Annotated in this window: 19 protein-coding genes and 2 pseudogenes; 14 read left to right on the plus strand and 7 right to left on the minus strand. The window is 46.4% G+C overall.

Features of this window, described 5'->3' with window-relative positions; genetic code table 11:
* Nucleotides 1-81: 81 nt before the first annotated feature.
* Nucleotides 82-285: pseudogene (locus BQ5383_RS21975) on the plus strand (transposase); the annotation flags it as partial.
* Nucleotides 286-343: 58 nt separating this feature from the next.
* Here the strand turns inward: BQ5383_RS21975 and BQ5383_RS02095 are convergent.
* Nucleotides 344-1,063, minus strand: coding sequence for a hypothetical protein (locus BQ5383_RS02095; protein WP_071429121.1), 720 nt, complete (start codon nucleotides 1,061-1,063; stop codon nucleotides 344-346).
* 235 nt (nucleotides 1,064-1,298) lie between these two features.
* Between BQ5383_RS02095 and BQ5383_RS02100 the strand changes: the two genes are divergently transcribed.
* Nucleotides 1,299-2,093 carry a hypothetical protein gene (locus BQ5383_RS02100; RefSeq protein WP_139193319.1) on the plus strand — a complete coding sequence of 265 codons (795 nt, stop codon included), beginning with the start codon at nucleotides 1,299-1,301 and terminating at the stop codon, nucleotides 2,091-2,093.
* A gap of 36 nt (nucleotides 2,094-2,129) precedes the next feature.
* Nucleotides 2,130-2,897, plus strand: a complete 768-nt coding sequence (locus BQ5383_RS02105; RefSeq protein ID WP_071429123.1) for a hypothetical protein — start codon at nucleotides 2,130-2,132, stop codon at nucleotides 2,895-2,897.
* Between the two features lie 130 nt (nucleotides 2,898-3,027).
* Here the strand turns inward: BQ5383_RS02105 and BQ5383_RS02110 are convergent, their stop codons facing one another.
* Nucleotides 3,028-3,489, minus strand: a complete 462-nt coding sequence (locus tag BQ5383_RS02110; protein ID WP_071429124.1) for a DUF3879 family protein — start codon at nucleotides 3,487-3,489, stop codon at nucleotides 3,028-3,030.
* Nucleotides 3,490-4,477: 988 nt separating this feature from the next.
* On the opposite strand from BQ5383_RS02110, the gene BQ5383_RS02120 reads away from it, so the two are divergent.
* From BQ5383_RS02120 to BQ5383_RS02145, 6 genes and pseudogenes are all read left to right on the plus strand, one after another.
* Nucleotides 4,478-4,756 carry a helix-turn-helix domain-containing protein gene (locus BQ5383_RS02120; protein WP_071429126.1) on the plus strand — a complete coding sequence of 93 codons (279 nt, stop codon included), beginning with the start codon at nucleotides 4,478-4,480 and terminating at the stop codon, nucleotides 4,754-4,756.
* Between the two features lie 116 nt (nucleotides 4,757-4,872).
* Nucleotides 4,873-6,288, plus strand: coding sequence for a BTAD domain-containing putative transcriptional regulator (locus tag BQ5383_RS02125; RefSeq protein ID WP_071429127.1), 1,416 nt, complete (start codon nucleotides 4,873-4,875; stop codon nucleotides 6,286-6,288).
* Nucleotides 6,289-6,341: 53 nt separating this feature from the next.
* On the plus strand, nucleotides 6,342-6,782 hold the full coding sequence (locus BQ5383_RS02130) for a hypothetical protein (protein WP_139193320.1): 441 nt from the start codon (nucleotides 6,342-6,344) through the stop codon (nucleotides 6,780-6,782).
* Between the two features lie 168 nt (nucleotides 6,783-6,950).
* A pseudogene (locus tag BQ5383_RS21980) lies at nucleotides 6,951-7,265 on the plus strand (DUF1016 N-terminal domain-containing protein); the annotation flags it as partial.
* Nucleotides 7,266-7,353: 88 nt separating this feature from the next.
* A complete protein-coding gene (locus tag BQ5383_RS02140) occupies nucleotides 7,354-7,815 on the plus strand; it encodes a low molecular weight protein-tyrosine-phosphatase (RefSeq protein WP_071429129.1) in 462 nt (153 codons plus the stop codon).
* Between the two features lie 4 nt (nucleotides 7,816-7,819).
* Nucleotides 7,820-8,662 (plus strand): KilA-N domain-containing protein, encoded by an 843-nt coding sequence (locus BQ5383_RS02145; protein ID WP_071429130.1) that lies wholly within the window; start codon nucleotides 7,820-7,822, stop codon nucleotides 8,660-8,662.
* Nucleotides 8,663-9,030: 368 nt separating this feature from the next.
* Here the strand turns inward: BQ5383_RS02145 and BQ5383_RS02150 are convergent, their stop codons facing one another.
* On the minus strand, nucleotides 9,031-10,251 hold the full coding sequence (locus tag BQ5383_RS02150) for an IS110 family RNA-guided transposase (RefSeq protein ID WP_139193352.1): 1,221 nt from the start codon (nucleotides 10,249-10,251) through the stop codon (nucleotides 9,031-9,033).
* Between the two features lie 885 nt (nucleotides 10,252-11,136).
* Here BQ5383_RS02150 and BQ5383_RS02155 point away from each other — a divergent pair.
* The gene (locus BQ5383_RS02155) at nucleotides 11,137-12,447 is read left to right on the plus strand and encodes a hypothetical protein (protein ID WP_071429132.1); all 1,311 of its coding nucleotides are present in this window, start codon (nucleotides 11,137-11,139) and stop codon (nucleotides 12,445-12,447) included.
* 193 nt (nucleotides 12,448-12,640) lie between these two features.
* Here BQ5383_RS02155 and BQ5383_RS02160 read toward each other — a convergent pair whose 3' ends face one another.
* The 4 genes from BQ5383_RS02160 to BQ5383_RS19855 all read right to left on the minus strand — a co-directional run bounded on the left by BQ5383_RS02160 (nucleotide 12,641) and on the right by BQ5383_RS19855 (nucleotide 15,404).
* Nucleotides 12,641-13,879 (minus strand): IS256 family transposase, encoded by a 1,239-nt coding sequence (locus tag BQ5383_RS02160; RefSeq protein WP_071429133.1) that lies wholly within the window; start codon nucleotides 13,877-13,879, stop codon nucleotides 12,641-12,643.
* A 171-nt stretch (nucleotides 13,880-14,050) separates the two neighbouring features.
* Nucleotides 14,051-14,224, minus strand: coding sequence for a hypothetical protein (locus BQ5383_RS20975; RefSeq protein WP_172724574.1), 174 nt, complete (start codon nucleotides 14,222-14,224; stop codon nucleotides 14,051-14,053).
* Nucleotides 14,225-14,541: 317 nt separating this feature from the next.
* Complete coding sequence (locus tag BQ5383_RS02170; protein WP_071429135.1) at nucleotides 14,542-14,940, minus strand: replication initiator protein A; 399 nt, start codon at nucleotides 14,938-14,940, stop codon at nucleotides 14,542-14,544.
* A 23-nt stretch (nucleotides 14,941-14,963) separates the two neighbouring features.
* Nucleotides 14,964-15,404, minus strand: a complete 441-nt coding sequence (locus tag BQ5383_RS19855; protein ID WP_083389831.1) for a cysteine-rich VLP domain-containing protein — start codon at nucleotides 15,402-15,404, stop codon at nucleotides 14,964-14,966.
* Between the two features lie 256 nt (nucleotides 15,405-15,660).
* Here BQ5383_RS19855 and BQ5383_RS02175 point away from each other — a divergent pair, with 256 nt between their 5' ends.
* From BQ5383_RS02175 to BQ5383_RS02185, 4 genes are all read left to right on the plus strand, one after another.
* Nucleotides 15,661-16,362, plus strand: coding sequence for a helix-turn-helix domain-containing protein (locus BQ5383_RS02175; protein WP_071429136.1), 702 nt, complete (start codon nucleotides 15,661-15,663; stop codon nucleotides 16,360-16,362).
* 137 nt (nucleotides 16,363-16,499) lie between these two features.
* Nucleotides 16,500-17,648 (plus strand): type I restriction-modification system subunit M, encoded by a 1,149-nt coding sequence (locus tag BQ5383_RS21745; protein ID WP_268874616.1) that lies wholly within the window; start codon nucleotides 16,500-16,502, stop codon nucleotides 17,646-17,648.
* Complete coding sequence (locus BQ5383_RS21750; protein ID WP_268874617.1) at nucleotides 17,575-19,068, plus strand: N-6 DNA methylase; 1,494 nt, start codon at nucleotides 17,575-17,577, stop codon at nucleotides 19,066-19,068. Before BQ5383_RS21745 ends, BQ5383_RS21750 begins: the two co-directional genes overlap by 74 nt.
* Nucleotides 19,065-20,270 (plus strand): restriction endonuclease subunit S, encoded by a 1,206-nt coding sequence (locus BQ5383_RS02185; RefSeq protein WP_071429137.1) that lies wholly within the window; start codon nucleotides 19,065-19,067, stop codon nucleotides 20,268-20,270. Before BQ5383_RS21750 ends, BQ5383_RS02185 begins: the two co-directional genes overlap by 4 nt.
* Nucleotide 20,271: the final 1 nt, after the last annotated feature.

A 20,271-nucleotide genomic window follows, 5' to 3' on the forward strand; every position in this document is an offset into this window, starting at 1 on the left:
CAAAAATAAAAAGAGACATGGTTTGCAGATCTCTGGTAGAATGAAGTGGCGACACACCATTCTGAAAGGAGACAGCAAACCATGTCTGTGAAGATCGTACAGCTAAACGTGGGAGTTATCAAGGGGCAGCTCAAGGAACTTGTGCGAGGCAGCATAGAGGAAATCCTCGACGAGCTGCTGGAGGCCGAGGCGTAAACTGACCCAGGCAGCCGGTATGGGCGCAACGAGCAGCGCCAAGGTTACCACAGTGGCCACTACAGCCGCAATCTCACCGCTACTTCCGGGGTGCTACCCTCTAAATTTTAATTGAATTTATCAAATTCGGACGGTATCACAGCCTATTTTATTTATGTGACACCATTTCTTGCAGGATAGTGTCGAGCCACTGGAACGCCTGCGCCTTACAGGTTGGAAGCCACTCCGAGCGATCCTGATCGTAATACTGGAATGTTTTCTCCCATGCAGACATGTCAAACACATTGCAATGCGCATTACCGGAGGAAAAGCCCACAGGCTGACCATTCGGAAAAGCGCTGTTGTTCGTCAACGAAGTGATGCAATGACCATCCATCAACTCTGGGGATACCGGCGAAAGATGGATGCCGCCTACATTTATACAGGAAGAATGGCCATCCTCACAGACAGAGAGCATATGCAGATCCCCGTCACTAAGCAATCCCTTGTCGTGCAATTCTGTAAGAAGCGCACTATACTCTCGCTGTGTCATGTTTGACGGGTCATACTTCTGATTGAGACTCTTCCATTCCTCATCAGTCAATACGGTGGAGAGGTCCGCCGCCGACTTATAGTCCTCCTGGTTGGAAAGGCCAAAGTTGCGCGAAGCACCATTGGCAAGGCACGCCCGCATCGCCGTTCTTTCTTCCGGGGTTTTGCATATCACGAAACTGCCACTTGGGGCGGTACCGGCCATAACATCTGCCCAACTGACGGTGGTAATGCCACTATACAATTGTGCCTGTTCTGTCGTTTTGGCATTATTGGTAACAGGCTTTCCGGCGGATGTCGGATATCCGGCATATGTCGAATGGACTCCACTAACCATGAAAACATCCCATCCTTTCACATATAAATGTACTATGTGGCAATCGGTCTATTCATTGTCTTGATGAACAGGCACTACACTATTTAATCTATCGACCGTGTGTCACAAAAAGTTAAGGGATAAGGATGGGGATTCCACAATACTGCGATATGTAAAAAGGCAGAAAGACAGGAAATCATTTTATATGCTTACTTTTTCTCGAAAAATGACGATAATATACTTGAGAGAGTGCGAAATGAATGTAAACGCTGGCAATTATAATATTTCCCGAAATTTGGTGATGAAAGGATGGGCTATAGCTATGCAAGTTAGCGGATATTCCAGTGCTGTTATGTTGGCACAGCAATTTTCCGGCATACAGCAGAAAGCGGGCGGCGTAAAAAAGCAGGATTTTGCGCAGATGATGCAGAACACAAATGCAGCTACACAAGCAACAGGTCAGACAGATGAGGCGGCGGCAACACAAGAAGTATCAGAAGTTGACGAGATGACAGCCTTTAAGCGGGAAATTTATAAGGAACTGGCTGAAATCGGCTCAATGTACGGACCGGCTACTCTTACCAACTCTGTCAACATTACAGAGGATGGATTCCAAAGGATGAAGGACGATCCAGAATACCGCAAGGAAATCATGGATTGGCTTCGAGCAGATGCGAGGGCTTCCCACGGACTTCCATTTCAGGCACATACGACAACAACAATAACTGGAGCAGGAGCAACCGCCCGTACTGTAAGTGATGATCTCTATTGCAAGGACCCCTCAACAAAACAGTTGTTTGATACCAAAAAAGATGATGCATTTTATTATGCTGACCGTAGAGCCGAACAGCGCAAGCGGAACAGCGAGTATGTAGCAGACGAACGCCTAAAACGGGAACTCATGCAGAAGATGATATTGGAAAAGAGCATTGACCAAAAGGTACAGCAGCAGGAACTTGATCAGAGGGTTTTTGCACAGAAGATTGTTGACCAAAAGTATGCTCAAGATTACCTGTTGGGGATGCAAGAAACCAGGATGTGGAACATTTAATAGGAACATCTTTTTCGGCGGATGGGAGGACGGATTATGGATATGCAGATCAACGGATATTCCCGTGCCTCTATGTTGGCACAGCAATTTTCCGGCATGCAACAGAAAGCAAACACCGTAAAAAAGCAAGATTTTACACAAATGGTGCAAAACACAAATGCAGCTACACAGGCAACAGGTCAGACAGATGAGGCGGCGGCAACACAAGAAGTATCAGAAGTTGATGAGATGACAGCATTCAAGTTGGAAATCTATAAGGAACTGGCTGAAATCGATTCAATGACCGCTGCCTCTGTTTTGACTAATTCTATACATATTACAGAAGATGGATTCCAAAGAATGAAGGACGATCCAGAGTACCGCAAGGAAATCATGGATTGGCTTCGAGCAGATGCAAGAGAGTCACATAAGGTTCCTTTTGACTGTCATGTTACAACAACGATTACAAGTGCTGGAGCGACCAGCTATGGAATTAGCGATACTGCAGCAACGCCACAATGGGTCAATTCTAAAGCGGAGGGCGCGTTTTATCGTTCTGACCGTAGAGTTGAACAGCGCAAGCGGAACAACGAGTATGTGGCAGAGGAACGCCTAAAGCGGGAACTCATGCAGAAGATGATACTGGAAAAGAGCATCGACCGAAAGGACCAGCTACAGGCACTTGATCAAAAGGTTGTTGACCAGAAATATGTTCAAGATTATCTGCTGGGGAGGCAAGATTATCTATTGGGCGGAATGCAAGAGTTTAAAAGGTGGGATTGGCGCCCCAGTGATAGCCTTGACAAACTTGAGTATCAAGTATAAACCGTTGCGAGATAGCATTTTGAAAATCGGACTATATTGATTTGCTCCATACAAAACGAGAAGCACATCCTGGCCGGGATGTGCTTCTCGTTTTATGAGACCAATATTGATTTGTTCAAACGTAAAACAGTTAAGCCTTTACATCAACGCCCTGTTGGTATTCGTCCAGGATACTGGTATCAAACTTCTGACCAATCTCCCAACCGGGGATACGGGAACGGACAAAATCATAGAGACGATAGACTTCCTCCCGGTGCATCTGCTGTAATGTCCAGGACGCATTGGCGCGGTCAGAGGGGGGAATTTGTTTATAATAAGATTTAATAAAATTTCCCAAGTTATTGCCGTCAGGCCCAGACATTCCATAATACTTTTTCATGTCCTCCAAAGCCATATCTCGTACCGTCTGCTCTGCCTCTTTGGATACAGAGACTATTTTGCGATCCGCTGCGGTCATGCCTGTAATATCCAGTCCGTCATCAGGCGCATCAGGATGTGATACCGCAGCGCCGTTTGGATATTTCGGCTGTGTGCCCCCACACTGATACCGGTCTGCGTTCATCATCATACGGGCCATATCTGTGATGGTCATGGTTGTTACACTCCTTTCAAAATCCAATAACATCAGTGGGTTTCCTTCCAAAGATCGTAATTCTTCGAGTACTCGAAGTCCGCGTCGCTCCAACCATTAGGCATGGCAATTTTATTCCATACTTTGTAACGCTTCCCTCAGAGGTTAAGCTAATGGTCAATCCTCCAGGATTGAGTACTTCCGATGCAACGGTATCCAACGTGAGGGGGTCCGTTCCAACTTGATAATACATCTGCTGAATGTCAGGCTCTGAAGCTGTTTGATCCACAGCGCTTTTGCTAAAGGTATCGAACCACTTTTCCCCAATCAGCCCCATAGTCTGCTCGGTTATCGATGTTCCTTTATTATTTTATCGACCATTCTGACAAAAAACTTATATCTTACGCACATGTAGTTTTTTCTTTGGCTCCCCATTGATTTTGTATGGAGCGACCTTCCTTCTCGCGCCGCTTGGCGTGGCTTCCTTTGCCGAATACAACAGTCCGGTCTATACTCTGGCTGTTGCAGGGATGCACCAATTCTGGAGCGACTTCGACAAGGTTCGTCTCATTTTTATCTTAGAGATATGATAGAGTAAATCCATGCATCGCACATAAATTACGGCATAGCAGTTGCGAACTTAACATCCTGCTTAACACGACGCCTGTTTCAAGTGTGTAGGTAGGCATAGTTCCAGTACAGGTACAGAGAATGAAACGGCGCCGATGCAGAAAATGCGTCGGCGTCTTTTATATTTCTGATAAATGAGTCTTTTCATCACAATAAATTGAGCCTATGTTATACTGGCCGATGTATTCTGACGGCAAGGGAGGTACTATTTTGATCACTATGCGCCGCCTTCAGGTGTGTTCATTTGCATTTGAATTATTACACATTTGCACTTGATCCAACTATTGCTCAAAATATAAGTCATTTGCTTCCTGACAGATGCAGAGTTTTGCGCTTGGTCAAAGTATAATTATATGCATAGGGGCGGCAGGTGATACATATGAGCAAAGAAATAGAATTCAAAAATCGAGATAGGTTTGTCCAGTTGGGGATTGCTATCTCTGCGTTGAGAAAGATGCGAGGACTTTCACAAGAGCAGCTTGCCGAAAAAGCGAATGTCAGCCGTTCCCACATCAGTTCAATCGAAGCCCCTGGAATTGCTCGCCCGTTTTCCTTGGAAGTTTTCTTTAACATTGCTGACGCTTTGGAAATCGAACCTGCCGATCTGATCCGTGCTTCCGTTTTTCCAGACAAGATTATAAACAGCAGAAAGGGCTGACATCCGAGTTTAATCGAAAATAATCTGCCAAGTCATTGGCAGTGAGAATGAACAGCGCAAAACTGCTCCTACACAGTGGTTTTGCGCTGTTATTTTATTTGTAAGGAGAGATATGTATGGGAGGATTTTTGAGAAATTTATTCCAAAAAACCGAAAAAATCACGGAACCATTACAGTCACAGGGAAAAAAGGAGCGCCCGCCCAATGACGATGATGGGTATTTGCACTACTGTACCGAATTGGAGCAGGCACTTAGAGACTTGGAAACATATCTGCTCACCTGCGACGATCCCAAAGAGATTGCCATGCAGACCTTGAGGACTGCGTGTACATTTTATGGAGGCGACTGGGCAGGAACACTTGAGGTGGATCTGGACTTTGATGTTTGGGCTCCTGCCTGGTGGTATAATCCGGGTATTCAGGATCGAACAACCCAGCTTATTCTTGAATTTGAATCTCTGCATTTTATGCCTCGCTGGATCAATGCCTTGCACCAATGCAAAAACATCGTGATTTCAGATGTGAATACCGTAAAAGCAGAAAACCCAGATGAATATGCAGTTTATGAAAGACTGTTCGTTCAATCGATAATTGCCGTTCCGTTCATACCAAGCCCTATGGGCTTTCTTGTGATTCGAAACCCCTCTCGCTATATTGATCGGTCCAGTATGCTTAGTGCGCTTGCCTATGTATTGCACCGAGCTATGGTACAGCAAAAAGCAATTGAGAGCGCAAAACTGGCATCAGCACCTGATTTAGTACAGAGCAGCAAAGATATTGCTATCAATTTTTTCGGTGACATGGAGATCTGCACCAAAAAAGGAATCCTGAGTGAGCGGTTCTTTAACTCGCCCAAAAGCAGCCGGGTTATTACCTACATTATCCTCAACCCCCAAACGGCACATCCTCCATTGGAGATATATCACGCTCTTTGGCCTGATGAGTGTGTTGAACCGGAGGTGGCCGGCAGAAATATACGCGGCTATGTTTATCGTTTCCGGCAGGCATTTTCTCTTATATGTGATTACCCACTCATTGAATCAACGCCCAATGGATATCGACTGAATCCAAATCTGAATATTATCACCGATGTACGGCAGTTTGACCGTCTTGTTGACGCAGCAAGGCGATCATCTTCTGAGGTGCAGAAAATAAATCTCATGAAAAAAGCCGTAAGATTATATCGAGGGCCAATATTCCGCGGCGCACAGGATGAGCACTGGATCATCAGCCAGGTTAATCTATACCGCCTGCGGTATGTGTCCTTGGTTAATGACCTCCTGCGTGCTCTGGCCGAAACGCAGGACTATACCTGTGTCCAGCATTATGCGCTGAATGCCATAGACCTCATGCCAGGAAATCTGAAAGCACACTATTGGCTGGTTGCTTCCACCTATCATCTCGGTTCTATTGCACTGGCCAAGAACGAGTTGCTTCGCGCCAAAGAGATTCTTACTTGCGAAGAATACAGCATATTGGAGGATTATCTCAGAAAGAGTGAAGATGTCTCCTGGGAGAAGCTGAGCAAATAGTAGTTTCACAGCATATAACGCCATAAATGACTCAATTTTCGGAGAGGAAGTCTTTGTTTAACGCACTATGTGACGCAAACGCATTTAATATACTTAAATATAACACCCTATGTGACGGCCATATTCTGAATCCCAATGCGCCGGATTTTGAAGAGCAGTATTGGACTCTCCGAAGAATGGGCGCCCGCTTCCGGGTCAACCATCACTCCTGGTGGAAACAGGAGCTTCCCAGCAAATCCGAGTACGAAGAAGCTCGGCGCAATCTGGAACGCATTCACTATGAGGTGGACTATGTGATCACCCACTGCGCCCCAAGCAGTATCGTTGACATACTGGGGAACGGTGGATATGTTCACGACCACCTGACCGACTTCTTGGAGGAAGTCAGAGAACGAGCTAAGTTCCACTACTGGCTGTTCGGACATTACCACGACAATAGGATCATCAATGACCGCTTCGTTCTGCTCTGGGAGCAGATGGTGCAGGTGGTGTAAAACAGGCCAAAGAGAAGCACAGGAAATACTCCTGCGTTTCTCTTTGGCCTGTTTCTAAATAAGGCAGGTTCTGCCGGAAAGGAGGAAGCCATGAACATCCGCAAAAACATCGATTACTCTGCCATGTTTACCGCTATGGATACGGCAATGGCCACCGCAATGTCTCAGATGGAGCTGTACTGCCAGCTGGGCGCTTTGGTCTGTGACCGACCGGAAAAGGGCGCCGCTGTCGCAGCTGCCGAATACCTGAAAAACCGTTACCAGGATGCTTCCGGCTTCTCTCCCCGCAACCTGCGTCGGATGCGGGACTTCTACCGGATATATGGTGGAAAGCCGGAACTGCTGAAGCTGGCCATGGAGGTCAGCTGGACACACAATGTAGTCATTCTCGAAGCAGAACTGAATCTGGAAGAACGGCGCTGGTACTTGCGCGCTGCCCGGCAATTTGGGTGGTCAAAGACTGATCTCCAGAAAAAGATTGCGACAGAGGCCCATCTGGAACTCCTCCTCGACGAATCAGAGGTTCCGTGCTATACTGAATGCGAAGACAGCAAATTGGAGTGTTCAAAGCATGATCAAGATACTTTTTCTCTGCCACGGCAATATTTGCAGAAGCCCGATGGCCGAGTTCATTATGAAGGATCTGGTGAAGAAGGCCGGTCTGGAGCAGAGCATTCAGATCGAGTCGGCAGCCACCAGCACCGAGGAGATCGGCAATCCGGTGTATCCGCCGGCTCGCCGCAAACTGTCCGAGCATGGCATCGATTGCTCCGGCAAGAGAGCCCGTCTGCTGCTGAACAGCGACTACGAGAAATACGACCTTCTGATTGGCATGGATCATGCCAACCTGCGGAGTATGTACCAGATCTGCGGCGGCGATTTTGCCGACAAGATGCATCTGCTGATGGACTTTACCAACCGTCCCGGCGAGGTAGCCGATCCGTGGTACACCGGCGATTTCGATACGACCTGGCGGGATGTGGAGGAAGGCTGTCAGGGGCTTCTTCAAAAAATAATCAACAAGGAGGTGTAAGTGCGTGGAAAAACTGGTTGTCAGGGGAACTGAGATCAGTGTACAATGGAATTCCAGTCGGGATGACTTTATCAGCTTGACGGACATTGCCAAGCTCAAGGATAGTGACAACCCCCGGTACATCATTCAAAACTGGCTTCGCAATCGGAATACGATTGAGTTTCTTGGTGTTTGGGAGTCCCTTTACAATCCAGAATTTAACCGTGTCGAATTCGATGCGTTTAGAAGTCAGGCCGGTCTGAACAGTTTTGTGATGACTCCCCAAAAGTGGATAGAGGCAACCGGCGCTATCGGCATTGTCTCAAAAGCTGGTCGATACGGCGGCACTTATGCACACAAAGAGATTGCCTTTGAGTTTGCCTCCTGGATTTCTGTTGAATTCAAGCTGTATCTGGTCAAGGAATTTGAGCGGCTCAAGACCGAGGAGATGAAGCAGCTCGGCTGGGACATCAAGCGAAACCTGGCCAAGATCAACTACCGCATCCATACAGATGCCATCAAGGAAAATCTGATTCCGCCTGAGCTTTCCGCAAAGCAGGTCTCCATGGTGTATGCCAGTGAAGCTGATGTTCTGAACATGGCCCTGTTCGGTATGACTGCAAAACAGTGGCGGGACAGCCATCCCGATCTGAAAGGAAATATCCGAGACTACGCCAATGTCTCTCAGCTGGTCTGCCTGTCCAATCTGGAAAACCTGAATGCGGTGTTCATCAACGAGGGGATGTCTCAGGCCGAGCGGCTGGCAAAGCTCAATGCCATCGCCATCAGCCAGATGGAGATTCTGACGCAAGATCACCGCATCGAAGCCCTGGAGTCCCATAGCGGAGAACGATCTCCCATCGAGTAAAAAAAACGCTTGCGAGTGGGCGAAGACCGTGGCATCTATAGTGTTGCGATGTTCCAGATGGACATTGCACGAACACCTACTTTTTCAAAGGCGGCTTTGCCGTAAGGGTGTGGCTGTGATGTCAAAACAGAACCAGAGGGTCAAGGTGCGATGTGCCTTGGCCCTCTGGTTTTTTGTATGCTTATACCTTATTAGGATTCAGCACCCAATCATAATAGACAGCTTGTCGCAAACCTGCTAATAGGTGTCAAGCCCCAAAATGGAAAATCGGATGTCAGAAAATGAGCATAACAAAACAGACCTGCAACAAAGTGAAAATTGCAGACCTGAGTGTTTTGTGACTTTGAGATTTTGTGTTTACACCAGAGTTAAGCGATTTCTTGCGTGTTCAGATATTCTTTTACTCTTGCATAATAAATCCGCAGGAACTTTGCAGCTCCGGCCACGGTGTAAACGTAGAAATGCTTTCCTTCTGCTCGTTTCTTATCCATGAAACAGAATACAGAATTGTCGGGATTCCCGTGAACAAGGATCATGGAGGCGATTTCAAACAGCACCTTACGCAAGTGAGGCGAACCGCGTTTGGAAACATGACGATTCTTTGCATCAAATGTACCGGATTGATACGGTGGTGCGTCCACACCAGCATAGGCAACCAGAGCGCCTTTGTGCGAAAAACGGCGCACATCACCAACCTCAGCCATCAACTGCGGTCCTGTGATTTTCCCAACGCCTTCCATCGCCATTACCAGCTCATATTCTGGCAGCAGGGAAGCCAGCCGATTCATTTCCACGCGGAGCGCATGAAGCGAATCATACACGGTATTCAGGCTGATTGCCGCTTGCGTTATCAGCAGTTTTGTACTATCATTTTTAGGAAGCGTGGCAACGGCATTCCTGGCTGCGGTATGGATTCGTTCGGCATCGGAAGTGCTGAATCTGTAACCGGTTCTTTTGCACCATTTTTGGAAGGTGTCTGCAAAAGTATGTAGGGATAAAGCTGCCACGCATTCTTTATGCCAAAAACGGATCACAAAATCTACCCATTTGACATGGCCCTTTGAGTTCCTACCTTCATTCAGAAACAACTTATTGGCGCCGGGGAATGTCTGATCCAGGAGTGAAATTAAACCGTTTCTCAACATCGTGCCGGTGGTAGTTGTCCGCTCATAGAGCCGATTCTGGATCTTCAGCATTTGTCTTGTTTCATCTTCTGAGGAATATTCCCTGAGATCCATCCAGAATGTGAGGCCATAATTTGCGATTTTCAACGCATCCGCTTTATCCGTTTTGACCTTGCGCAGTGAATTGTCGCTGAAGTTGTGGATCAGAATCGCATTGACTACACTGACAAAGAATCCAGCCTGTTGCAGCGCCAAAGCCACGGGCCTCCAATACATTCCTGTATGCTCCATGACAACTCGAATCTCACCGCTTTCATCGTCAAGACTATGCAGTTTCTCAATCAGATTCTTGATGCCGGTAACATCATGGCTGATATCAAATGGGAGCAAGGCCACTTCGCCGCCTGGTCTTCTGGCAGCCACTGTGCTTTTGTATTTTGAAACATCAATTCCAACCACTGTAATGACTCCTGCGTTCATCTACGATCCTCCTTTGCTTGGTTTTATAACCGGCGACCGCCACAGTTCATTGCCGATTCAGCTTGCTTAGTCACACGAATGTACGGATTGCTCCGATGATTCAACCTGCGTAAATCGAACGCTGCAATGAGAGGGTCGGCTAACAGTTTGCACAAACGAGCGTGGTTAGCTCAAGCAATGCCCCGTAAGGCCGATTACCTCTTCATTGTAGCTTAGGTTTGAACCGCTGAACAGCATTATCAGTACAACACTGTTCTTGGGGTCAAGCATATTGTAGCAAGCAATGCGAGTGTTAATACACACTCACTTTTCCGCTTGTTGGGTACTATGCCCCAAACCCCACTGAACACAGAACTCATTCTGTGGTTGCGTGTTCTGCGAACACTTTTGAAGGGTAACATTGCAAAACGCCCCCTCATCGGACACTTCTAGGTCTGCAGCCTATGGTCTATTTTAGAGCAGAGGGCGTCGTAAATCACGACACCCTTTTGTATGGTGTGGTACGCCCTGAAATAGAGTCTACCTTGGAAGATGGGGTGGCAATATACCATCCCATCGGGCAATAATGAGTTTTCCAAAAAGGGGTACTCAAATTCCGAACCCCATTACTCCGTAAGAGTTCCGCACTCTCAATTCCAACTGGTACGTAGCGAAATACGATGTACCTCCACGGAGCAAATCAGGTGTTTCTATACGGATGGTCTTCCTTTATCTTGTTTAGTGTGGCAACTTAAAACGGTTTTTACCCAACTGTCCAGGATGTATTGTGCGCCACACGAGAAGACACAGTCCTACTTCCACTAATTGAAAATTGCCCATTACTATGGTATAATATGCTAAATACAACATCAAATTAGGAGATGAATTAGTATGGAAAATCAACTAATAGAATCCCCATCTTCTGAAATGCAAGTCATTAATGATCAAAAAATGGAATTATTTAGAGAACGCTTTAAGTATATTCGGGAAGATATGCAGGATAATCCTTATGTGATCGAAACCCTTAGAGTGTTACCTGTTGGCGGCTTTCGTAGTGCTATAGGATCATTTTGGAATGCCGTAGTAGATGACTTGCGGAATAAGATAATGTTCCGTAGTCTTAGTATGTTTAACAAAGAGATGAAACCACCAAGAACGGTAACTAAGTATGAAGATTTTCAAGATTTCATTAATGATGAAATGTTGATTGACGGAGCTTATAAAATTGGTGTTATCGGGTGGGAGGCTCACAAAGTTCTTAAACAAGCAAAGGAAACTAGACACATATTTGACGGACATCCTCGGAGTTCCGATCCTGGCCCATTAAAGGCGTTATCAATGATGGAAGATTGCATAAAATATGTGCTGAGCCAAGAGTATCCGCCGCAAATTATTGATATAGACGAATACATATCCAATATGGGAAGTACAGATTTTGATAGAAACGAATTTAGTGTTTCTAATGCAATATCAGATTTACCGGATAATTACAAAACCGAATTGATTAATCGTTTATTTAGCTCTTATATTAATGACAGTTGTTCTTCTATCTTGCGATCTAACATTGAGGTTGTCGCACCAATTTTATGGCGAGTATTACCTAAGCCAACTGCATTACAAGTTGCACGCAGAGTTGATCAAGAAATTGGAAAAGGAAATGCCGCTTCAACAAACTATGCTTTCACATTTATCAGCTTAGTAGGAGCGAAGAAATACTTGACCACTCAGGCACGCAAATATCGTCTTGCACCGTATATTCAAAAATTAGTAGATAACCTAGATGTTTTTTCAGTAGAAAACGAGTGTGTTGATGAATTAAGTAAATATGCCGGTTATGTTCCAAGAGAATTATTATCTGATTATGTCTGTGGATTAACACAAACTTATGTTGGTCGTATAGGCGGAAGTGCTTATTATGCAAGAACTGATTTCTATGCTGATGGCGCAGCAATCAAAATCCCTAAAATGTTTGAATATTTCGATGATGAGTCTGCCCATGCATTTGTTGATACCATTAAGTCAAATAGTCTTTTGCAGCAGAGAATACAAAGCAATGTGAAATTGCGCCGATTAAGAACCCTGGGCGAGATAGTATACAAGAGAATTTCAGAGCACTTTGATGAAAAAGAATTCTTAGAGGCTCTCTTAGATGAGAAGCGTGAAAAGGAATTTTTTGAAATGCTCAAAAGGGAAAAGCATTAATACTAAAAACATATGAACGGGAGGGGCAATCCCAAATTTTGTGTAACCGCCAAAAGCGGTGCAAATAGAGAAAAATTTATCATGGGCGGCAGACGGGAAAAACGGCTGCCGCCTTGTTAACAACATAACGCCAATGGGACGGGATGTCAAGGCGGAGCTATCATATCCCCTCTGCCATCGATCTGAAACGGCATTACTCAGGCATGCGCTCGGCGAAGTAGACAGCCATCTGGGCGTGGATCACACTCCAGTCCTGCCGCCGGCCGGTCCACTTCTTCGTGATGTCCATCATGGCCAGATACAGCATTTTCAGCAGACTGTCGTCGGTGGGGAACACGGATTTGGCTTTGGTCACCTTGCGCAGCTGGCGGTTGAAGCCCTCAATGGCGTTGGTGGTGTAAATCAGCCGCCGCACCTCCTGAGGGTACTTGAAATAGGTGCTCAGGTTTGCCCAGTTGTCCCGCCAGGACTGGGAGATTTTCGGATATTTCCGGTCCCAGTGCTCCCCGAAGGTATCCAGGGCATCCAGTGCCGCCTGCTCATCTACAGCGGCATAAACTGCTTTCAGATCAGCCATGAGCGCCTTTAGGTCCTTGTAGGACACATATTTACTGGAATTGCGCAGCTGGTGGATGATGCAGTTCTGAATTTCGGTTTGAGGAAAGGTTGCATGGATATCCGCATCAAATCCGGCAAGGTTATCCGTGCAGGCGATGAAAATATCCTCCACACCACGGTTCCGCAGGCCGTTAAGCACGGTCGCCCAGAACTTGGCACTCTCATTTTCGCCTACCCACATGCCCAGTACATCTTTCCGGCCATCCAGATCAATGCCTATGGCAATATACACCGCCTTCTTTACGATCTGCCCCTCGCTGCGGACATGGTAGTGGATGGCATCCAAAAATACTACGGCGTAGATGGACTCCAAAGGCCGCTGCTGCCACTCTTTGGCCACAGGCAGGATCTTGTCCGTGATCCGGCTGACCGTGCTGTCCGAGACCGAAATACCGTAAATATCCTGAATATGGGTCTCAATATCTCCGGTGGTCATCCCCTTGGCATACATCGACAGGATCTTTTCCTCGATATCCTGGCTGATGCTGGTCTGGTTCTTTTTCAGCACCTGCGGCTCAAACTCGCCTTTCCGGTCCCGAGGCACGGATACTTCTACGTCGCCAAAGCTCGTACGCAGCGTCTTACTGCTGTGCCCATTGCGGCTGTTATCTGTGTCCTTGTTTTTGTAGTCATACCTGCTGTAGCCCAGCTCGTCATCCAGTTCCGCCTCCAGGCCGTTCTCCATGAATTCGGCTATGGTCTCTTTAAATAAGCTCTGGATGTCTTCCATGCTGCCGATGTTCGCCATCTGCAGCAGTTCACGGATTTTCTCCCGCCGGGCCTTTTCTTCCGGCGTGCGATTCTTTCTGGCCATATGTATAACCTCCTGTGTGATGCTTCTATTCTACACCACTCAGGAGGTTTACACATAATTTGAAACAGCCTCGAACGGGACGATTTATCGTCCCGTTCATATGTTTTTAAAAGAATCTTGTATGACACTACCTTTCGGGGTGATATTTTGGGACGATCTATGAATTTCACTTCATTCCTCGCTTTTATCAGGATGCTTCTTTTTCCATTCCTTCAACTCCTTTCGTCCCTGTTCGCTTGCGTAGAATTTCTGAATTTCGGGGACGAGAAATCGGGCGAAGGAATTAATGATGGACTGCGGCAGTTCGATCTCGTATGGATTCTGACATTTTTCTTGGCTGGCCATAGTGTATTGCCCCGACAGCAAACCTTTCCGACTCGACTCAGCCCATCTCACACTCCTTCCCGGCAATACACAGCTGCCAAAGATTGTTCCCATGCACAGAAGGAGAACAGATCGTTTTAAAACCTGAGAAATTTCTCATAGAGCTCCTTTCCCATTCCTTCCCTTCCGGGGTTTTCGCCGGAAAAGCCCGTACAAAATAGCTCGGATAGGAAGGGAATGAATCGAATTAAACTGGGTATATCTATCTTTTTCTTTTTATCTACCGTCTGGTTTTCGCACTTCAAGAAAGCTGATTACCGTACTTGTAGGGCTCGTTTTCAACCTTCTGGCGTTCCGTAACCGGATTTCTTGAAATCGGCATTTGAAACCGCTTCATAGTGTTTTGGGTAGATACGGTTGGGTTTTCCACACCCCTGCTTCTTGATGGAGATCAAATCGGCATATTGCAGCTCCCGCAGTGTGTCCACTGCTTTTTGGCGGCCGCAGTGCAGCAGCTCACACACCTCGTTGATGGGATAATACAGATAAATCTTGCCATAATCGTCAGCCCATCCGTTTTTGCGAGACAAGTCCGTTCGACGTAGGATCATTGCGTATAACAGTTTGGCTTCGCTTGACAAGGAACAAAAACTCGGTGCTTCAAACAGAAAATTGGGCAGCCGTATAAAACTTTGGGCTGGTGGCTTCTGATGAATATAAAAGGGTTTTGTAGCCATGACAGGTACCTCCATGCGGACAATTAGAATGTGGTTTCTGAGCGATGAGGGGTATTGCTATTCACCTCCATGATTGCCGGGCTGGAAACCGAGTATATATCCGGCTTTTGAAAGCTCTGTTTGTCCGTATTCGACCTCCGTTTCCTGTCACTTGCTGTTTTCTGACGACGGTGCACCTTGCGGGCACAATCAGAACAATACTTAGCGCGGTTGGACTTTGCCAGGAACGGCGAGCCGCATTCTGCGCATCGCTTCAACCCCTTTGGTTTTGTGATCTCGGCATATAAAGCTGGAGCGCCCGGCAGAACCCAATCCCGGAACCAAGTGCAGCACAGAGAATAAGAGATACTTTGTACACAGACACAAGGTTCGCCATCGTCCAGTGCGATACAGTTGCCGCGGTCATAATTGCAGCAAGATTTTCGAATTAGCGCATTGGCTTTTCTCCTTTGCTTGGGTGTCATTTGAATCAACAAATTGTTTTTCCTCCCAGCTTCGCGGTTGCATCTTGTGCAAATATTTTTCCATGCGCTTCACTCCGTTTCATGTAAAGAATTGATTTTGTGAGATTTACGGTTTATAATAGTTGTAAACCGTAAACTCTAATTGAATTATACCGTAGGAAGGTGCTTGAATCGGTATATCAACCATAAATTATTTTAGTTTCAAAAATGATTTATTTATAAATTATAGTTTACAAATGGACGGGAGGATCAACTCATGCTGTATGACGAAGCAAGGATGGCGCTGACCAAAGAGCGGCTGGAAGATCTGCGCAAAGAAAAAAAGCTGTCCTTTGAACAGCTTTCCAAGCAGCTTGCGGAGCGTGGTGTCAACATCAGCCATACAAATCTCAAAAATTATGAAATCAACGATCCAGTCCATCCTCTGTATGGCCGCACCCGTAGCATGAGCATCGAGTATCTGGTCGCCTTTGCGGATTTTTACGATGTGTCGGTGGAATATTTGCTGGGACTGTCTAACTCCCGCAAACGAGAATATCATGATATTTCCGAACAGCTGAATTTGAGCGACGGCGCAATCGAAGAATTGGTTCGATGCAAAGAAAATTCCAGCAACGAAGAAGAGCCGCAGATGTATTTTACCAAAGACACAGTGGTTCTGAATGATTTTCTCACCAGCACAGAGTTCAAAACTGTGATGGAGAAAATCAAGCAAAGCTTGTTTGCCTATCATATGTACCAGGTCACCCACGACAGCATTTCGGCGCAAATACGCGAGGAAAAATCCGAGCAGATGAAAGAGGCCCAACGAGTGTTGGATGCGTGTGGCTATTGTTCTGTGGAATATGATTTGATTTCCCAGGTTCATATGGAAAACGCAATTGGTGTATTGAATACCTATCTGCGCAAGCTGCCAAGGCTGCTTTATGAGGAAAACAGAGAACAGCTCGCTTGGTAAGATGCGGTGTATTTGTTCACCAATATCCAGATGGTGGAGCACGGAAACAGCAAAGACATTCTGGGCCGCACCTAGCGGAATACAAGGTGTGCACCGAAGCCAAATGACAACAAATAAAACATGAGGGAGAATTTATCATGCCTAAATTAACAATATCTCAATTGGAAAGCCATCTGTTGAAAGCAGCAGATATTCTCCGTGGCAAAATGGACGCTTCTGAGTTTAAGGAATACATCTTTGGAATGCTCTTTCTAAAGAGACTTTCCGATAACTTCATGCAGAAACGTAAAGAACTGGAAGCGGAATATAAAGATGATTTGACGCCGGAAGAACTGGAGGATTTTCTTGAGGATAAGACTTCTTACGGCAGTACTTTTTTTGTGCCTCGTGAGGCGCGTTGGGAGTGCGAGGATAACGGCGATGGCTGGACGGGACTGCTCCATGTCAAAGTGGATGTTGCTGCCAAGCTGAAACGCGCCCTTGTTGCCATAGAAAAAGAAAACATCCAGCTTGATGGCGTTTTGAAGAACATTGATTTTGCAAAAAAGGTTAAGAACAAGCAGATCATTACAAATGAGCGCCTCGTTCAACTTGTCTGGCATTTCAATAAGTACAAGCTGACAAATGATAATTTTGTGTTCCCCGACCTGCTTGGAGCAGCCTATGAATACATGATCAAGAACTTTGCGGACTCTGCCGGAAAGAAAGGCGGAGAATTCTATACGCCGTCAACTGTCGTTCAACTGATGGTGCGAATCATTAAGCCGCAGGAAAACATGGAAATATACGATCCCACGGTCGGCAGCGGCGGTATGCTTATTCACAGCAAGCAGTATGTTGAGGAGCAAGGCGGCGATGGACGTAAGCTGGCTCTGTTCGGGCAGGACGATGCTGCAACGGTATGGTCGATTTGTAAGATGAATATGATCATGCACGACATCAAGGATGCCGACATTCAGCACGGCGATACCCTGATGGAACCATATTGGCAGAAGAACGGATCGGTGCGTCAGTTTGACCGCGTGATTGCAAATCCTCCATTCTCACAGAATTATACAAAGAACGATAAAATGAAGTGCCAGAACCGCTTTGTCTATGGGTGGGCTCCTCAGACCGGCAAAAAAGCCGATTTGATGTTTGTGCAGCACATGATTGCCAGCACAAAACCGGACGGCATGATGATAACGGTCATGCCTCACGGCGTTTTGTTCCGTGGCGGTGCGGAGAAAACTATCCGTAAGGGCATTCTCACGGACAAACAGGATTATTGTACAGGCAATTATTAGCCTGCCGCCTGATTTGTTTTACGGCACCACTATCCCTACCTGTCTTCTGGTTATCAACAAAAAGAAGCCTAAGAAACTCAAGGACAAGGTGCTAATCATCAATGCCGATGCGGAATATGGTGAAGGCAAGAATCAGAACTTCCTGCGCCCGGAAGATACCGAGAAAATCGTCTGGGTATTCGATAATATGGTCGAGGTCCCCGGATATTCTAAGATCGTAAAGATTGCGGATATTCTTGATGAAAAGACAAACGATGCTAATCTCAACATTAGTCGCTATGTCGACAATGCTCCGCCGCAGGAGCCGCATGATGTCCGTGCGCATATGCTCGGTGGCGTACCGAATGTAGAGATTGAGGCATTGAACGGACTGATTGCAAAGTACGATATAGCCCCTGCGGACATCTTTTCTGACAGAGGAGACGGATACTCCGACTTCCTGAAGAGATGCGCCACAAAAGGAATGATTAAATCCTACATTTCAGATCATGCGGGCGTTCTTAGCGCAAAGGAGCGAATGCACGGAGCATTTGAAGATTTCTGGATAGAAGCCGCTCTCGCCGTCAACAGTGTTCATACCGATATGGGTATTGCCGAGTTTGCCATAAAGTTTACCAATCTTCTCGTGGAGACGCTTGAACCGCTCGGTATTCTGGATCAGTTCCAATGCCAGGGCGTATTCGCCAACTGGTGGGAACACAGCTACACTGTCCGTGAATATACGGAGATCGAGCAGTCGGTCGAGGGCAAGGAAACGAAGGTTGACGTCAAGGAAGTCATCCGTATCAAGAATGTTTTCAAGACCATCAGTTCCGAGGGCTTCGTTGCCTCACTTGTCAGCGATGATAAGATTGCCTCGGAGCATTTTGCTGACGAACTGGAAGAACTTCACAGGCTCCGTGATGATGCGGAAAATGCGCAGGCTGACCTGATGGCGTATGTAGCCTCCATTGAAATGGAGACTGATGACGATGATTCCGAGGACGGCGATGAGGAGAAAGAGCCGAAGGAACCGTCCGTGAAAGAGGTCGAGACTTATCTCAAGAGCCTGGGAACGGACGAGGCAAAGGCGTCTCTGAAGCAGATCGCCGCGCTCAAGAAGGAAAAGAACCGTCTTGGCAGAGAGGTCAAGAAGAAGGAAAAAGAGCTGCAGGATAAAATCGATGCTATCCGAGAGGAACTGACCGAGGAGCAATGCGAAGACCTCGTGATGCAGCTTCTCCATGACGGTTTCGTGGAGGAACTGGACGCTTACCTTTCCGCCGAGGTGCAGAAAACCATCCGTGCGGTCAATAAACTGTGGGAGAAGTACCATGTTTCCGTTACCACGCTGTTGGACGAGCGGAAAGCCGCCGAGGACAAGCTGAACGGATTCCTCGCGCAATTGGGATATATTCCGAAAAAGGAGGTTGACGCATGACCTCCATGACAAAGCATACGCTTGTCGACTGCTTCTCCCTGCGTGCCCGCATCGGTTGGCAGGGACTGCGGTCAGATGAGTTTAAGACAGAGGGACCATACCTTGTAACGGGTGTAGATTTCCATAACGGCAGAGTCGATTGGGATGACTGCTACCATGTTTCCGTTGACCGTTATGAGCAAGACAAGGGCATCCAGCTCCGTGAAAACGACCTGCTGGTAACAAAGGACGGTACTGTCGGGAAGACAGCGTTTGTGGTGGATTGCCCGGAGCAGGCTACCCTTAACAGCCACATCTTCCTGGTTCGATCCAAGGATGGCTCTGTTGAGCCGGAATACCTGTACTATGTTCTAAATTCTCAAATCTTCACAGATTTCATGAAGAACATACTCACGGGGACGACTATAAAAGGACTGACGCAGAGAAATTTCTACAAGTTTGTATTTGAGGCTCCTGACGTACCGACACAGAAGAAAATTGTAGAGGTGCTGGAGTCTATTGATGCTGTCATCGACAAGACAAGGGATTTAATTCAGAAATACACATCTCTAATGAAAGGTGTTGTTCAAGATATACTTATCGAAAGTATCAAGGATGAGAATACAGTTAAAATGGGAACTTTTGCTAACGCACTTGGTGGCAAGCGCATCCCTAAAGGCTCTGAATTGACGATTGCTAAAACAGCACACCCATATATTCGCGTTAGAGATATGACAAAACCGAAGGTTGTGGAATTGACAGACGATTTCATGTATGTAGAAGAATCAGATTTTCACAAGATTTCGAGATACATAGTAGATGCCGGAGATTTGATTATTTCTATTGTCGGAACTGTTGGTGCGGTTGCTCTTGTGGGAGAAACGCTTGATAAAGCTAACTTAACAGAAAATTGTGCCAAAATTGCAAACATCAAAGGTTATAGTCCTGAGTTTTTATACTATTTTCTCAAATCGGAGTACGGGCAGAAAGAAATTGCGAGTGGAACAGTTGGCGAGGTTCAAGCAAAGTTGCCTTTGAAAAATATTCTTGAAATAAAAGTTCCAGTGTTGAGTATGCAGGAACAAGAAGCAGTTGTAGAAAAACTGCGGATAGTAGATGAGAAAATAGAACGAGAAGTACAGTACTATAACAAGATGGAAAGTATCAAAGTTGGAATGATGCATGATTTACTGTCTGGTTTAGTAGATGTGACTATGATATAAG

Origin of the sequence: Angelakisella massiliensis, assembly GCF_900104675.1 — a bacterium.
GTDB lineage: Bacteria > Bacillota > Clostridia > Oscillospirales > Ruminococcaceae > Angelakisella > Angelakisella massiliensis.

Excerpts from the sequence above, each read along its gene's own strand:
- BQ5383_RS02095 (WP_071429121.1), bottom strand. The coding sequence starts at position 1,063 with ATGGTTAGTGGAGTCCATTCGACATATGCCGGATATCCGACATCCGCC.
- BQ5383_RS02100 (WP_139193319.1), top strand. The coding sequence starts at position 1,299 with ATGAATGTAAACGCTGGCAATTATAATATTTCCCGAAATTTGGTGATG.
- BQ5383_RS02105 (WP_071429123.1), top strand. The coding sequence starts at position 2,130 with ATGGATATGCAGATCAACGGATATTCCCGTGCCTCTATGTTGGCACAG.
- BQ5383_RS02110 (WP_071429124.1), bottom strand. The coding sequence starts at position 3,489 with ATGACCATCACAGATATGGCCCGTATGATGATGAACGCAGACCGGTAT.
- BQ5383_RS02120 (WP_071429126.1), top strand. The coding sequence starts at position 4,478 with ATGAGCAAAGAAATAGAATTCAAAAATCGAGATAGGTTTGTCCAGTTG.
- BQ5383_RS02125 (WP_071429127.1), top strand. The coding sequence starts at position 4,873 with ATGGGAGGATTTTTGAGAAATTTATTCCAAAAAACCGAAAAAATCACG.
- BQ5383_RS02140 (WP_071429129.1), top strand. The coding sequence starts at position 7,354 with ATGATCAAGATACTTTTTCTCTGCCACGGCAATATTTGCAGAAGCCCG.
- BQ5383_RS02155 (WP_071429132.1), top strand. The coding sequence starts at position 11,137 with ATGGAAAATCAACTAATAGAATCCCCATCTTCTGAAATGCAAGTCATT.
- BQ5383_RS02160 (WP_071429133.1), bottom strand. The coding sequence starts at position 13,879 with ATGGCCAGAAAGAATCGCACGCCGGAAGAAAAGGCCCGGCGGGAGAAA.
- BQ5383_RS20975 (WP_172724574.1), bottom strand. The coding sequence starts at position 14,224 with ATGGCCAGCCAAGAAAAATGTCAGAATCCATACGAGATCGAACTGCCG.
- BQ5383_RS02170 (WP_071429135.1), bottom strand. The coding sequence starts at position 14,940 with ATGGCTACAAAACCCTTTTATATTCATCAGAAGCCACCAGCCCAAAGT.
- BQ5383_RS19855 (WP_083389831.1), bottom strand. The coding sequence starts at position 15,404 with ATGACACCCAAGCAAAGGAGAAAAGCCAATGCGCTAATTCGAAAATCT.
- BQ5383_RS02175 (WP_071429136.1), top strand. The coding sequence starts at position 15,661 with ATGCTGTATGACGAAGCAAGGATGGCGCTGACCAAAGAGCGGCTGGAA.
- BQ5383_RS21745 (WP_268874616.1), top strand. The coding sequence starts at position 16,500 with ATGCCTAAATTAACAATATCTCAATTGGAAAGCCATCTGTTGAAAGCA.
- BQ5383_RS02185 (WP_071429137.1), top strand. The coding sequence starts at position 19,065 with ATGACCTCCATGACAAAGCATACGCTTGTCGACTGCTTCTCCCTGCGT.